The 15,592-nt window shown below is 73.6% G+C and carries 7 protein-coding genes; 2 read left to right on the top strand and 5 right to left on the bottom strand.

Annotation, left to right across the window (positions count from 1 at the left end; genetic code table 11):
• From Pta02_RS08935 to Pta02_RS08915, 5 genes are all read right to left on the bottom strand, one after another.
• Positions 1 to 7,083: non-ribosomal peptide synthetase (locus tag Pta02_RS08935; protein WP_203874212.1), on the bottom strand; the 7,083-nt coding region annotated here is incomplete at its 3' end.
• 176 nt (positions 7,084 to 7,259) lie between these two features.
• The gene (locus tag Pta02_RS08930) at positions 7,260 to 9,686 is read right to left on the bottom strand and encodes an MMPL family transporter (RefSeq protein ID WP_203874211.1); all 2,427 of its coding nucleotides are present in this window, start codon (positions 9,684 to 9,686) and stop codon (positions 7,260 to 7,262) included.
• Positions 9,686 to 9,955 (bottom strand): acyl carrier protein, encoded by a 270-nt coding sequence (locus tag Pta02_RS08925; protein ID WP_203874210.1) that lies wholly within the window; start codon positions 9,953 to 9,955, stop codon positions 9,686 to 9,688. The genes Pta02_RS08930 and Pta02_RS08925 overlap by 1 nt, the downstream gene beginning before the upstream one ends.
• 1 nt (position 9,956) lies before the next feature.
• Positions 9,957 to 11,702: a fatty acyl-AMP ligase gene (locus Pta02_RS08920; RefSeq protein ID WP_203874209.1), complete on the bottom strand. Its 1,746-nt coding sequence runs from the start codon at positions 11,700 to 11,702 to the stop codon at positions 9,957 to 9,959.
• A gap of 138 nt (positions 11,703 to 11,840) precedes the next feature.
• On the bottom strand, positions 11,841 to 12,401 hold the full coding sequence (locus tag Pta02_RS08915) for a TetR/AcrR family transcriptional regulator (protein WP_203874208.1): 561 nt from the start codon (positions 12,399 to 12,401) through the stop codon (positions 11,841 to 11,843).
• An 80-nt stretch (positions 12,402 to 12,481) separates the two neighbouring features.
• On the opposite strand from Pta02_RS08915, the gene Pta02_RS08910 reads away from it, so the two are divergent.
• Both Pta02_RS08910 and Pta02_RS08905 read left to right on the top strand, forming a co-directional pair.
• Positions 12,482 to 14,044 carry an MDR family MFS transporter gene (locus Pta02_RS08910; RefSeq protein WP_203874207.1) on the top strand — a complete coding sequence of 521 codons (1,563 nt, stop codon included), beginning with the start codon at positions 12,482 to 12,484 and terminating at the stop codon, positions 14,042 to 14,044.
• Positions 14,045 to 14,935: 891 nt separating this feature from the next.
• Positions 14,936 to 15,592, top strand: a complete 657-nt coding sequence (locus Pta02_RS08905) for a DUF2306 domain-containing protein (RefSeq protein WP_203874206.1) — start codon at positions 14,936 to 14,938, stop codon at positions 15,590 to 15,592.

The raw sequence follows: 15,592 nt of genomic DNA, 5'->3' as shown, positions 1-15,592 counted from the left end.
CTGCACCCCTGCCAGATACAGCTCCCCGGCCACCCCCACCGGCACCGGCCGCAACCACGCGTCCAGGACATAGGCGCGGGTGTTCCAGACCGGGTGGCCGATCGGGACGGACGCGGCGTCCGGCCCGGGGCGGTACTCCCAGGAGGTGACGTCCACCGCGGCCTCGGTCGGGCCGTACAGGTTGTGCACCGGCACGCCGAACCGGGCGGCCGCCCGGGCGGCGAGGTCCGGCGGCAGCGCCTCGCCGCTGCACAGGATCCTGCGCAGCGGTCCCGGCGCCGGGGTTCCCGCCAGAGGCTCCCGGGTTACCGCCGGAGGCTCCGGCTCCCCGGCGAGGAAGGCCGCGAGCATGGACGGGACGAAGTGCACCGTGGTCACGGCCTCGTCCCGGATCAGCCCGGCGAGGTAGGCGGGGTCGCGGTGGCCGCCGGGCCGGGCGACGACCAGGGTGGCGCCGACCTGGAGCGGCCAGAAGAACTCCCACACCGACACGTCGAACCCGGCCGGGGTCTTCTGCAGGACCCGGTCGCCCGGCGTCAGGCCGTACTCCGCCTGGGCCCACAGCAGGCGGTTGACGATGGCGCGGTGGGAGACGACGACGCCCTTGGGACGGCCGGTCGAACCGGAGGTGTAGATCACGTAGGCGGGGTTGTCCGGCGCGGGCCGCACGACCGGCTTCTCCCCGGAGAACCCGGAGTCCTCCCCGGAGAACCCGGAGTCCTGCGCGGCGGCGAGCCAGGCGGGGTCGATCACCAGGACCGGGCGCGCGTCCCGGAGCATCGCCTCGACCCGCTCGGCCGGGAGGTCGGGGTCGATCGGCAGGTAGGCCGCCCCGGCTTTGATCACGGCGTACATCGCGACCAGCAGTTCCGGCGACCGGGGCAGCATCAGGCCGACCACCCGCTCGGGTCCGGCGCCGTGCGCGGACAGCAGCCGGGCCAGCCGGCCGGCGCGGGCGTCCAGCTCGGCGTAGCTCAGCTCGGAGCCCTCGAACACCAGCGCCGTCGCCTCCGGCGTGCGGGCGGCCTGCGCCTCGAACAGCTCCGCCAGCGTCACCTCGGGTACGGCGGCCGCCGTACCGTTCCAGCCGTTGAGCACGAGATCCCGCTCCGCGACGGGGAGCGCCTCGAGCCTGCCGGTGACCGTCTGCGCCGCCCGGTCCCCCGATCCGGCCAGCGTGGCGAGCACGTGCCGCAGCCGGTCCATCAGCTGCTCGGCCTCCCGCCTGCTGAACACGTCCGGCCGGTACTGCAGGCGAAAGCCCAGCCGCTCCCCGGGGATGACCAGGAGCGTGACCGGATAGTGGGTGGCGTCGGCCACGTCCGCCGCGGTCAGACTGAGGTCGCCGATCGCGGTACGCGGGTCGACGGGATAGTTCTCCATCACCAGGAGCGCGTCGAACAGGGCGCCGCGGTGGATCTCGGTCAGGCCGAGGTGGTGGTGGGGCAGCAGCTCGGCCTGCTCGTCGCGGAGCCTGCGCAGCAGGTCGCCGACCGGCTCGTCGGGGCGCAGCCGTACCCGCACCGGGACCGTGTTGATGAACAGGCCGACCATGCGCTCCACGCCGGGCAGCTCGGCCGGGCGGCCGGAGACGGTACCGCCGAAGACCACGTCGTCGCGGCCGGTCACCTGGGCGAGCAGCAGGCCGAAGGCGGCCTGCATCACCGTGTTCAGCGTGGTGGAGCAGTCCCGGGCCAGAGCGGTGAGCGCCGCGGTGGGGGCGGTGCCGAGCTCGGCGGTGACGCGCTCGGGCGGGGCGGGTACGGCGGGGGCGTCGGGGGCCAGCAGAGTGGGCTCGTCGAGACCGTCCAGCGCCCGGTCCCACGCCTGCTTGGCCGCCGTGCGGTCCTGCCCGGCCAGCCAGGCCAGATAGTCCCTGTACGGCGGGGCGGGCGCGGCCTCGCCTTCGGCGTAGAGGGTCAGCAGCTCGGCGGCCAGCAGCGGGGTGGACCAGCCGTCCAGCAGGATGTGGTGGTTGGTGAGGATCAACCGGTGCCGGCCCGGCGCCGACCGCACCAGCACGAAGCGCAGCAACGGCGGCGCGGACAGATCGAAGCCGCGCGCCCGCTCCCCGGCCGCCGCCTGCTCGGGATCCCCGGAGACCTCACGCCAGGGCACCTCGACACTCCGGTGCACGAGCTGGACGGGGTCGTCGCGCAGCTCGAAGGACACCCGCAGGACGGGATGCCTGCGGACCAGCGTCTCCGCCGCCCGCCGCAGCCGCGCCGCGTCCAGGGGGCCGTCGAGGTCGAGGGTGAGCTGGGCGGTGTAGACGTCCACCTCCAGCAGGGAGTGGAAGAACAGTCCGCGCTGGAGGGGGGCCAGGGGCCAGGCGTCCTGCAGGCCCGGACCGAGGTCGTCGAGGTCGCGCTGGGTCAGCGGGGCCATCACGTCGGAGGGGGTCAGCCCCGATCCGGTGTGCCGGGCGATGCCGGTGAGCGCCTCGCACCAGGCGGCGGCCAGGGCGGTGATCTCGTCCTCTCCGTAGGCGGGCCCGGCCCAGGTCCAGGTGGCGCGCAGAGTGTCGCCGACGGCGACCGCGTCGACCTGGACGCCGTGGCGCAGCGGGGCGTCGTCGTCGTATCCGCCGGACAGGCCGTCGGCGACCGGTTCCCAGTCCCCGCCCGAGGCGGTGATCCGGCCGAGGTAGTTGAAGCCGATCCAGGGTTCGGGCAGGGCCGCCAGGACGGGACCCGCGACGGGGTCGAGGTAACGCAGCAGGCCGTAGCCCGTGGGGTGCGGCAGGGCGCGGAGCTGTTCCTTGACGCGTTTGACGGCCGCTCCGGCCGCGGGGCCGCCTTCGGTGAGGCCGGTCCAGTCGATGTCCCCGGCGTCGAGCCTGACGGGGTGCACGCTGGTGAACCAGCCGACGGTCCGGGACAGATCGGCGCCGGGGACGAGTTCCTCGTCCCGCCCGTGCCCCTCCACGGAGACGAGCACGTCACGCTGCCCGCTCCAGCGGGCCACCGCCGCCGCGAGCCCGGCGAGCAGCACGTCGTCGGGCCGCCCGTGGAACGCCGCCGGGACCCTCCCCAGCAACGGCCCGGCGACCTCCGCGGGAAGCTCCACGACCAGTTCCCGCCGCTGCCCCCACGTCCCCCATTCCCGGGGCGCGCGCTCGGCCGGGGAGCCGGGCCGCACTCCGGACAGGAGGGCGGTCCAGGCGGCGAGTTCGTGCGTCCTGGCGGCCGCCGCGGCCCGCAGGCCGCGGGACCAGCCGCGCAGAGAGGTGGCCGCCGGGGTGAGGGTCACGGGCCGGCCCTCCTTCACGGCCGTCCAGGCGGCGAAGAGGTCGGGCAGCAGAATGCGCCAGGAGACGCCGTCGACCACCAGGTGGTGCAGGACCAGCAGCAGACGGCCCGGCCGCCCGGGCCCCGCGTCCAGCCAGACGACCCGGACCGTCGCCCCGGTCGCCGGGTCGAGCTCCGCCCGGGCCACGGCGAGGTTCTCCTCGACCGCCTCCGCCAGCCTCTCCTCGACCGTCTCCGCAGGCCCTTCCTCGACCGCCTGCGCCGACCTCTCCTCGACCGGACCCGCTCCGATCCCGACCCGCCGTACGCACTCCTGCGCCCGGATCGCCCCGGGCGGCGCGATCTCCAGCGCCGCCGCCCATCCGCCGGGGACGACGCCCGCCGGTCCGTCGCCGGAACGGTCCGCCACTCTCAGCCGCAGCGCGTCATGGTGGTCCAGTACGGCCTGCAGTGCGGCCGTCAGACGGTCCAGCCCCAGATCCGGCGGGACCCGCAGTGTCACGCTCTGGTGGAACCCGGCGACGGGCCCGCCCGCCTCCGCCAGCCACGCGATGATCGGGGTCGCATCGACCGGTCCCACGCCGTCGTCGGCCGCCGCCGTCGCCCCGGCCTCCTCGGCGACGAGCGCCAGGGCCTCGGGGGTCTGGTTCCGGAACACCTGCTTCGGGGTGATCGCGAGCCCGGACTCGCGGGCCCTGGCGACGAGCCGGATCGCGGCGATGCTGTCCCCGCCCAGGTCGAAGAAGCCGTCGTCGGCCCCGGCCCTGGTCAGCCCGAGCACCTCGGCGAACAGCCCGCACAGCAGCCGCTCCCGGTCGTCGGCGGGCTCCCGGCCGGCGGTGTCGCGATCGGGCGCGGGCAGGGCACGCCGGTCGATCTTGCCGTTGGCGTTCAGCGGGAACGCGTCGAGCACGACGACGGCACCGGGCACCATGTACTCCGGCAGCGCCCCCCGGGCGAACGCCCGCAGCTCCTCCGGAGAGACCGGCCCGGCCGCGCCGCCCCCGGCGCCCCGGGCCTCGGCGCCTTCGGCCCCGGCGCTCCCGGAACCCGCGCCCGCCTCGGTGGCTCCGCCGCTCACCACGTACGCGACCAGCCGCCGCTCCCCCGGCCGGTCCTCGCGCACCAGGACCGCCGCCTGCTCGACCCGGGGGTGGGCCGCGAGCACCGCCTCGACCTCGCCCGGCTCGATCCGGAACCCCCGGATCTTGACCTGCCGGTCGGCCCGGTCCAGGTACTGCAGCTGGCCGTCGGGACGCCACCGGACCAGGTCGCCGGTGCGGTACATGCGCTCGCCCGGTGTGAAGGGGTCGGCGACGAACCGCTCGGCGGTGAGGCCGGGGCGGTTCAGGTATCCCCGGGCCAGGCAGGGGCCCGCGACGTAGAGCTCCCCGGTCCCTCCGGGCGGGACGGGCCGCAGGCCGGCGTCCAGGACGTACAGGCGCGCGTCGTAGACGGGGCGGCCGATCGGGATGTCGTCGGGCGAGGTGAGCGGGTCGCTGGTGGTGACGACGACGGTGGTCTCGGTCGGGCCGTACACGTTGATCATGCGGTGGTCCGCGCCCCAGCGCCGGACCAGCTCGGGGCGGCAGGCCTCGCCGCCGGTCAGCAGCGTGCGGAGCTCTGGCAGCGGCGCCCGCGGGACCGTGGCCAGCGCGGCGGGCGTGATGAACGCGTGCGTGATCCGCGCCTCGGCGAGGAAGCGGCCCAGCGGCTCGCCGCCGTACACCCCGGGGGGTGCCGGGACCAGCGCCGCGCCGGAGGAGAAGGCCATCAGCCACTCCAGCACCGCCCCGTCGAACCCGATCGAGGCGAACTGCAGGACCCTGCTGTCCGGGGTGAGCGCGAACCTGTCGATCTCGGTGCGGGCGTAGGCGGGCAGGCCGGCGTGGGTGACGACGACGCCCTTGGGGCGGCCGGTCGAGCCGGAGGTGTAGACGATGTAGGCCGGATGGCCGGGCAGGAGCCCGACCTCGGGATCGGTGTCCGGCAGCCCGCCCTCCCGCGCCTCACCGTCCCAGGTGTCGAGGTCGACGGTCTCCGTCCGCGGCAGCCCGGCGAGCGCCCCGGCCGTCCCGCCGCCCGTCACCACCACCGGCGGGGCCGCGTCGGCGAGCATCGCCTCCAGCCGCCCGGCGGGCAGCTCGGGGTCCAGGGGCAGGTACGCGGCGCCGGACTTCAGGATGGCCAGGAACGCCACGATCAGATCGGCCGAGCGCGGGATCGACAACCCGACGCAGCGGTCGGGGCCTGCGCCCAGGGCGATCAGGTGGTGCGCCAGCCGGTTGGCCCGGGCGTTCAGCCCGGCGTAGGTGATCTCGGTGTCCCCGTCGACGACCGCCACGGCCCCGGGCGCGCGCCGTACCCGCTCCTCGAACAGCTCCACCGCGGTCGCGGGCGGCACCTCGCGCGGCGCGGAGCCCCACCCGGCCAGGAGCGCGCGCTCGGCGTCGTCGGCCAGATCGATCGCGCCGACGCGGTCGCCGGGACCGGCCTGGGCGAACCGGGTAAGGAAGCGCAGGAACCTGTCGTGGTGACCGGCCAGCTCGTCCTCGTCGTACAGCTCCGGGTGGCCGTCGAAGTCGATGCGCACGCCCCGGCCGTCGGAGCCGTCGTAGAGGTTGACCGACAGGTCCTCGACCGGGCCGGTGGCCAGCGCGTGCGCCGTGGCCCGGTGACCGGCGAACCTCAGGTCGTAGTCGAAGCGCATGATGTTGACCACCGGGCCGAACAGCCGGCCGCGGACCTCGCGCCGCAGGTCCTCATAGCGGTAGCGCTGGTGCACCAGCAGCCGGCCGGTCTCCCGGGTGACCTGCCCGATCAGCTCGCCGACGGTCGTCTCCGGTCCCACGGTCAGGCGCAGCGGGAGCACGTTGGAGAGCATCGCGGGGGTACGGCGGGCCGCCGGCGTGGTGCGCGCGGTGACCGCCAGCCCGAGGACCACCTCCCGCACGCCGCAGAGCCGGGCGGTGAAGGCCGCGACGGCCGCGATCGTCAACCCCGAGACGGCCGTCCCGTGCGAGAGCGCCGCCCCGGCCAGCGCGGCGGCCTCCTCCTCCGCCAGCCTCGCGCTGCGCCGCAGGAACCGCGAGGTGGCCGCCGCACCGCCTCTCTCCCCGGCTGCGTCACCCGTCCCTCCCGCCGCGCCGGCCCGTGCGGGGACGGCGCGCGCGCCGAGGGCGCGGGGCGCGATGTCGGGCAGGTCGGCGAGCCTGGCCAGCCAGTGGCGCCGGTCGGCCTCGCGGCGGCCGGAGGCGCGGTAGGCGGCGTCCTCCTCCAGCAGGGCCGCCAGCGAGCCCAGGTCTCCCGGGCCGGGGTCGCGGCCCTCGGCCAGGGCGGTGTAGACCTCCGCCAGGCGCCGGGCGATCATCGGCCCGCTGTACCCGTCCATGATCACGTGGTGGCAGCGCAGATACCAGAAGTACCGGTCGTCGGCGACCCGCAGCAGCGCGGTGACGATCAGCTCGCCCGCGGGGAACGGCGCGGCGAGGTCGGCCCGCATCCACTCCAGCGCGGCCCGTTCGTCCCCCGGGTCGAGGAACGGGCAGTGCAGCTCGCGCTCCTCGACGACCTGCCCTGCGACCTGCCCGTCGACGGCCTGTCCGCCGGGGTCCCACCCGTCCTCGGCTCCGCCCCCGGCTCCGTCCTCGACGTCCTCGACGACGCGCAGGTGGACGGCCTCGGCCCCGCGCGCGGCCGAGCGGATCGACGCGGCGAAGAGCTCCGGGTCCACCGGTCCCGATATCTCGATGTACTGGGCGATGTGGATCGGGTCACCGGGGGACAGCCGCTGAGCCTGCCAAATTCCACTCTGCGCCGCGGACAATGGCATGACGGAATGAGGATCGTGCACTGTCGCCACGCTTTCCATCCGGGCCGGAAAAATGCCTGATGGGTGCGTATCAGCACCTCAGAGGGGCAGAACGCATTGTGTGCGACCCCCTGCCCCCACATTTGTTACTGGAAAGTAAATCACACGTGTGATCTGCCTCGCAATAATTCGACTTGTCACTTACCGCTAAACTCTCCCTCCCTTTTTTCGCGTTTTCTCAATACGACGGGACCCGATCTGAGCGTCACGCGCGGGCGCACGAGCCGGCGGGGCCTGAGCATGACCTGGGGCCGCACCCGTGAGGTCCGGAACCGCGCGAGCGGAGTGCCGCCGCGCCACCATCGGAAGCCCCGGGCCAGCCGGCCCGGCCACCAGATGGCGTCGCCGGCGTCCAGGGTCAGCGCGGTGACGAGCACCGATCGGACGATCATCGTGTCGAGGAGCACGCCCACCGAGACCGAGAAGGCGATCTGCACGGTCTGCGAGAGCGGCAGCACCACGAGCACCGCGAAGGTGCCCGCCAGCACGACCCCGGCCGAGGTGATGACCCCGCCGGTCGCCTCCAGGCCGACGATCGCGGCGCGCGCCGTACTGTGCCGGTGCGCCTCCTCGCGCACCCGGTGCATCAGGAAGATGTTGTAGTCGACGCCGAGCGCGACCAGGAACACGAACACCAGCAGGACGAAGCCCTGGTCCACCCCGGCGAAGCCGAACAGGTGGGTGAAGGCCAGGGAGCTCAGTCCCAGCGTGGCCAGGAACGACACCACCACGGTGGCCAGCAGCAGCAGCGGGGCGAGCAGTGCGCGCAGCAGCAGGGCCAGTACCGCGAAGACCACGAGCAGCACCAGCGGGATGATGACCTCCCGGTCCCGCTGGGCGCCCCGCTCCAGGTCCGCGATGAGCGCCACGTTCCCGCCCACGTTGACGTCCGGGGCGGCCACCGCGCGCAGCCGGTCGCGCAGGGCGAGCACCTCCTGGCGTTCGGACTCCCGCCCGTCGCCCGAGCGCACCGTCACGTTGAGCAGGATGTCGCCGTTGCCCGCGGCGCCCAGCGAGATCGAGGTGACCTCGGGCCGCTGGGCGGTGTCCACGATCACGTCCTTGACGTACTGCTCGGTCGTGACCACCTGGACCGGGTCGGAGGCCCCGGTCGGGAAGTGCCGGGCGGCGACCTCCTGCCCGACGACCGAGTCGGGCCGGCTGAGGAAGACGTCGGCGTTGTCCAGCCCGCCCTCGCGGTAGGCGGCCAGCCCGGTCGCGCACGCCGCCAGCCCGGCGAAGGTGACGATCCACACCAGCCGGGGGTTGCGCGCGATCCTGCGCCCCAGCCTCCCCCACACCCCGGTCCCGTCGGCCCCGGTCCCGTCGGCCCCGGTCCCGTCGGCCCCGGGACGGCCGGGGTCGGCAGCCGCGGCGTGCGGGTCGTAGCGCGGGATCACCGGCCAGAACACCCAGCGCCCGAAGACCACCATGAGCGCGGGGAGCAGCGTCGTCATCGCGAGCATCGCGCTCATCACGCCGACCGCCGAGACCGGCCCCAGCCCCTTGGTGGAGTTGAGCTCGGCCACCACCAGGCACAGCAGCCCGGCCACCACGGTCGCCGCGCTCGCGATCACCGCCGGTCCGGCCCGGCGCAACGCGACCGCCATCGCCTCGTGCCGGTCCCGGTGCCGGCGCAGCTCCTCCCGGTAGCGGGCGACGATCAGCAGGGCGTAGTCGGTGCCCGCGCCGACCACCAGGACCATCAGCAGCGAGACCGCCACGCTGCTGACCGTGATCACCCCGGCGGCGGCCAGCCCGTAGTTCACCGCCATCGCGACCGACAGCCCGATCCCCACGATGCCGAGCGGGAACAGCCACAACACGACGCTGCGGTAGGTGATCAGCAGCACGACCACCGCCACGCCCATCGCGGCCAGCAGCAGGTCGGTGTCCACGGTGGAGAAGACCGCCAGCGCGTCGGCCTGGAAGCCGACCATGCCGGTGATGTGAGCGGCCAGCCCGGCCGGGCGCCCGTCGTCGAGGACCTTCCGCACCCGCTCGATGGTCCGGGCCGTCTCGCGCCCGCCGTGGTCCTTGACGATGACCACGACCTGGACGGCCTCGCCGTCCTTGGCGCGCTGCGCGACCAGGAGCTTGACGGTCTTGGTCAGCTTGGGGATCCGGAGCTTGTCCTCCACCGCCCGGAGCTGTTCGGGCAGTTCCCCGTCGGCGTCGCGGTACGGCTTCAGCTCCCGGTCGAGGTCGTCGCGGTCGAACGTCCTGCCCCCGGTCGGCGTGGGCAGCTCGGCGACCACGCCCTCGATCCGGGCGAACTCCTTCATGTCCCGGGCGATCTCCTCGTCGTCGGCCCGGGTGATGCCGCCGCGCCGCTCGTAGACGACGGTCGCCGGAGAGAGGTTCTCCCCCTGCATGCCGAGGATGCGCTTGACCGCCTGCGCGGAGTCGGCGCTGCCGGGCAGGTAGGCGGCGATGTCGTCCTTCTGCACCGACTCCAGCCGCCCGGCGAAGGACCCGGCGACGGCGACGACGACCAGCCAGAGGGCCAGCACCAGCCACTTCGTGCGCCGCCCGCACAGCAGGTCGGCGATCCGGCCGGGCATCAGGCCGCGCTCAGCCTGCCCCGGAGGTGGTCCGCCATGGCCTCGACGGTCGGATGCTCCCAGGCGAGGGTCGGCTCGATCTCCAGCCCGTACTCGGCCTCGATGTCACCGCAGAGGCTGAGCGAGTAGACCGAGTCCATGCCGTACTGGGCGACCGGGACCAGGGGGTCGATCTCCTCCGGCGGGCGCATGACGTAGGAGGCCACCTGCGCCCGCAGCCACTCGCGGATGGAGTCGAGGTCGGCGGCGACCCCTGCGTCGGCGGACATGTCAGCCTTCCTCTCGTACGGCCGCCGCCACGGCGGCGGTGAGCTCGGCGTGGACGACGGGCAGGAGCCCGGTCAGCAGCAGTTCCCGGGTGCGGGAGCGCTGGATCTTGCCGCTGGTGGTCTTGCCGACCCCGCCCCGCTCCACCAGCACCACGCTCACGGCGGGCACGCCGAACACCCGGCCGAGCTCGCCCTGGACCCGGCGGGCCAGGTCCCCGGCCGACAGCTCCCCCAGCCGCTTCTCCCTGACCTCCTGCACGACCGCCACCTGCTCCCCGGCGCCCTGCCCGCCGGGGCCGGTCGCCTCGAGGCCGAAGGCCGCGGCCGCGCCCAGCGCCGGGTGCACCTCGCGGGCCGCCTCCTCCAGGTCCTGCGGGTAGAGATTGCGCCCGTTGACGATGACGACGTCCTTGATCCGGCCGGTGACGTAGAGCTCGCCGTCCAGCGTGAAGCCGAGGTCCCCGGTGCGCAGGAACGGCCCGTCGCCGCCCGCGGTGCGGCCCCCGAACGCGTCCCGGGTGGCCTCCCCGCGCTGCCAGTAGCCGCTGGCGACGCTGCCGCCGCGCACCCAGATCTCGCCGACCCGCCCCTCGCCCAGGTCGGCGCGGCTGTCGGGGTCGACGATGCGCACGGTCATGGTGAGCGGCCGGCCGCAGCCGACCAGCTCGACGCCGTTCTCCGAGGGGACCGCCTCGTGCCGTTCCAGCGCCGCGGCGTCGAAGCGGCGGATCAGCGCCCCCTGCCCGAGAGGAGTCGCGGTGATCACCAGGGTCGCCTCGGCCATGCCGTACGCCGGCGCCCAGGCCTCCTCGCTGAAACCGATGGGCCCGAAGCGGCGGACCATGGTGCGCAGCGTGCTGGGACGCACCGGCTCGGCGCCGTTGAGCGCGAACTTCAGGCTGGACAGGTCGAGCCCGGCGGCCTGGGCGTCGGTCACCCGGGCGGCGCACCACTCGTAGGCGAAGTTCGGCGCGACGGTGTAGCCGGCCCGGTAGCGGCTGATCATCTCCAGCCAGAGCGCCGGGCGCATGACGAAGGAGATCGGCGAGGCGAAGTACAGGTCGCCGCCGGCGTAGATCGGCAGGAGCAGCATGCCGATCAGGCCCATGTCGTGGTAGTGCGGCAGCCAGCCGACCCCGACTCCCTCCTCGGGGGAGCCGATCATCCGCCAGATCTCGTTCTCGTTGTGCAGCAGGTTGGCGTGGGTGAGCATGACGCCGCGCGGCTCGCTGGTGGAGCCGGAGGTGTACTGCATGTAGGCCAGGGTGTCCGGCCCGATCTCCGGCTCGGTCCACGCGCCGGGGTCCGGCAGGTCGAGGGCGTCGGTCGCCACGCACTCGACCGTGCCGTCCAGGCCGACCTCGCGCAGCCAGCCGGCGAGCATGTCGCGGTTGGCCGCGTCGGTGAGCACCAGCCGTACGTCGGCGTCCTTGATGATCCCCTCGGCACGTTCCAGGGCGCGGGGGTCGGTCTGCGGCAGCGGCGAGGGCACCGCGACCGTCCGGGAGTACAGGCAACCGAGGAAGGCGGTCAGGAACTCCAGCCCCGCCGGGTAGAGCAGGAGCGCCGTCTGGTCCTCCATCCGCCGCCCGGCCAGCCACGCCCCCGTCGACCTGGCCCGCCCGTCGATCTCGGTGAAGGTCATGCGGCTCTCGGCGAGCTCTCCCCTGCAGTCCTCCACGAAGACGTAGGAGCGCTCGTGCCCGCACCGCTCGGCCTGCGCGCGTACCCGCTGCACAAAGGACATCTGGTCATCTCCCGCGACGGCAAGACAACCCAACATAGGAGCAGGGATCAGCCGGTCACAGCCCTCGGCCGCACAAGCCGCTGACCGGTTTTACGCCGAAATTTAGTATCTTTGCCCCTCCGCCCCGCCCCCTGACGATCACGGCGCCAGGCAGACCTCGAAGACCCTGGCCAGCCGCTCGACGACGACCTCTCGGGCGGGGGCCTCCAGCGCGTCCTGGCCGAAGAGCTGGCGCAGCGTCCCCGAACCGGTGATGAGCGCGGTGGCGATCGAGGCGCGCAGCCTGGCGTCCTCGCCGCCCAGCCGCCCGGCGAGCGGCTCCATGATCGCCGAGCTGACCCGGTCCTTGATGATGCCCTGGATCTCCGGGGTCGCCGAGGACCTGCTGAGCGCCGCCATCACCGGGCTGCCCCGGTCCGACAGCAGCCGGTCGGCGACGTACTCGGCCAGGCGCCGGGGCAGCTCCTCCTGCGGGCCCTCCAGCACGCCGGGGAAGCGTCCCTGCATGGCGAGCACCTCGGCGAACAGCTCCCGCTTGGCGCCGAAGTAGCGGTTGATCAGCGCGATGTTGGCGTCCGCCTCCGCGGCGATCAGCCGCATCGTCACCTGGTCGTAGCCCAGCTCGGCGAACAGCCGTCGCGCGGCCTCCAGAATGCGCTGCCGGGTGCCCTCCCGGTCGCGGCGCCGTACCTCTTCCATCCGCCCGATCCTTCCAGATTTGACGAAGTAAACGTGCGTCTACTAACTTATATGCAGCGTACACGTATTGGGGGATGGTCATGCTGACCGAACAACAGGTCCAGGCTGAGGCGGCGCAGCGCTTCACGCACAAACAGGTACTGGAGATCCTGGCCGGGTTGATGCTCGCCATGCTGACGTCGATGATCTCGACGTCCGTGGTGGGCACCGCGCTGCCGACGATCGTCGGCACCCTCGGCGGTCAGGACCAGCTCGCCTGGGTGGCCAGCGCGACCCTGCTCACCATGACCGCCTCCACTCCGCTGTGGGGCAAGCTCTCCGACCTCTACGGTCGCAAGTTCATGTTCCAGACCGCATTGGTGATCTTCGCGGTCTCCTCGGTCGCCGCGGGCTTCTCCCAGGACATGGGCCAGCTCATCGCCGCCCGCGCGGTGCAGGGCATCGGCGCCGGCGGCCTGGCCGCGCTGCCCCAGATCATCCTCGGCGACGTGGTCGAGCCCCGCGAGCGCGGCCGCTACTCCGGTTACATCGGCGCGGTCTTCGGCGTCTCCACCGTGGCCGGCCCGCTGCTCGGCGGCTTCATCGTCGACAACATGTCCTGGCGCTGGACGTTCTGGATCTGCGTGCCGCTGGCCGTGGTCGCGTTCGTCGTCATCCAGAAGGTCCTCAAGCTCCCCTTCGTCCGCCGCGACGCCAAGGTCGACTGGTGGGGCGCCACCTTCATCACCGGCGGCACCACCGCCCTGATGCTGCTGCTGTCGCTGGGCGGCCAGGAGTTCGAGTGGAACTCCTCCTGGACCTACGGCCTGGGCGCGCTCAGCCTGGTGATGTTCGTCCTGGCCGTCGTCGCCGAGCGCAGGGCCGCCGACCCCATCCTGCCGCCCCACCTGTTCGGCAACCGCACCTTCGTGCTGTCGAGCCTGGCCTCCCTGCTCGTCGGCGCGGCGATGTTCGGCGCGATGATGTTCCTGCCGCAGTACCTGCAGATCGTCAAGGGCATGAGCCCCACCGGCTCCGGCCTGATGACCCTGCCCATGGTGCTCGGCCTGCTGATCTCCTCGATCGCGGTCGGCAGGTTCGTCACCAGGACCGGCCGCTGGAAGGCCTTCCCGATCGTCGGCATGCTGCTGGTCGCGCTCGGCCTGTTCATGCTGTCCCGGCTGCACGTCGACAGCCCGCTGGTGCTCGTCGGCGTGGACAACGCCGTGCTCGGCGTCGGCCTGGGCGCCTCCATGCAGATCCTCATCCTCGCCGCGCAGAACGCCGTGACCCGCGCCGACATGGCCGCCACCACCTCCGGCGTGTCCTTCTTCCGCTCACTGGGCGGCGCCGTGGGCGTGGCCGCCTTCGGCGCCATCCTGAGCAACCGGCTCGCCTCGGAACTGATCTCCCTGGCCAAGGCCGCCCACCTGCCACCGACCGGCGGCGCGACCCCCAGCCTCGGCTCCCCCGACGCCATCCGGCACCTGCCGCAGCCGGTGCTGAACGTGATCCTGGAGGCCTTCACCCGGGCCCTGGAGACCGTCTTCCTGGTCGGCGTCCCGATCGCCGTCCTCGCCTCGGTGGCCGCCCTCTTCCTCAAGGAGATCCCGCTGCGCTCCGCCGCCCCGGCCCCGGCCCCCGAGGCCGTCCCGGCGGACTGACCCTCCCCCGACCGCTCCCGCCGTCCGGGCCCGCCGCCACCAGGCGAGCCCGGACGGTTCGCGTTCGCCGCCCCAGACCACCCGCTGCGGGAGATCGAGACTCGGCAGCTCCCCGGGGAAGCGCTGGGGGGGACGGCGTCGGAGCGGCCGCGACGGGCGGGCGCAGATCCACCCGGACCAGCTCGTACGACGGACCGGCGGGCGTGGGCGGCGCACCCGTGCCGGGCCAGAGGCCGGCGGGGGTGTCCCCGGGGCCGCCCCTGCCGACGAGCAGGTGGCGGCCCGACGCGTCCGGGGTGAAGGACATGAAGTTCGCGCCCGGATAGGCGTACCCGAGCGGTTTGCGACTCGCCCGGTCGTAGACGGCGATCCCCTGGTTCCAGTGGTCCATGACGTTGTGCTCGGAGACGATCACGCTGTCGGGCGTGACGACGGCGGTGCCGCTCCAGTAGTCGTCCATGGCCAGCACGGCGAGGGACCACCAGAGCATCGGGTACGGCTGCCGCCGGGACAGCCGTCGGAACGGAAGGCATCGACAAGGACCTTCTGCGCAATCAGCACGAATGGCCACGAACCCTATCCCTCACCTGCCCAGGCCTCATCGCCCCGCCCGAACCGGAGCCACAGGCCGCCGCGACCGTCAGCGATCGGTGCGAGGACCGTCAGCGCGCCCGGCCAGGCTCTGTCCCGCAGAGATCCACTCACGGCGAGGAGGCCGGCATGGCGGAGCTGACGAGTACGGGCACACCGGGCGCGGAGCCGGCGGGCGGCACCCCGCCCCGGACGGCACCGGCGGACGGAGCGCCGAAGCGGCCGGGCCTCGATGCGGATGACCGCCCGGCTTCGGGAACGGGTGGACGGCCGCGGGTGCGGTGGTGGCGGCGTCCGTGGGTGGGACCCCTGGCGGTGGTGGCCACGGCGTTCCTGGCGTTCTCGCTGCCGCCTTACCTCTCCCTCGACCCGAGCCTGTCCCGGGTGCCGCTGGAGGGGAGCTTCGCGGCGTACTACCCGATGCTGGTGGCGCACGTCCTGTTCGGCGCGGTCGCGATGGTCGCCTGCGGCCTGCAGATCTGGCCGTGGTTCCGCAAGCGGTACCCGGTCGCGCACCGCAGGATCGGGCGGGTGTACGTCCTGGGCGGGGTGCTCCCGGCGGGCGCGCTCGGCCTGGTGGTCGGGGCGCTCAGCCCCTTCGGGCCGATGACTCGGGTCAGCAACGTCATGCTGGCCGCTCTCTGGCTGGCCTGCACCGTCGCCGGGTTCCGGGCGGCCAGGCGCCGCCGGTTCGCCGACCACCGCAGGTGGATGATCCGCAGCTTCGCGCTGACCTTCTCCATCATCACGAACAGGGTGTGGGGCGTGATCGCGATGATCGTCCTGATGCCGCAGGCGGAGACGGTCTTCGGCGGCAGCGACATCGCCTTCATGCAGACCGTCTCCGGGCTGGCCGCCTGGCTCGGCTGGACCACCTCCCTGCTGCTGGCCGAGTGGTGGCTGGAGCGCGGCGGTGCCGCCGGGCGTCGCCGTACCCCGGCCTCCGCCCGCGGGTGA

It is taken from the genome of Paraplanobispora takensis, from assembly GCF_016863195.1.
Taxonomy (GTDB): Bacteria; Actinomycetota; Actinomycetes; order Streptosporangiales; family Streptosporangiaceae; genus Planobispora; species Planobispora takensis.
This window is presented reverse-complemented; position numbering and strand designations above follow the sequence as displayed.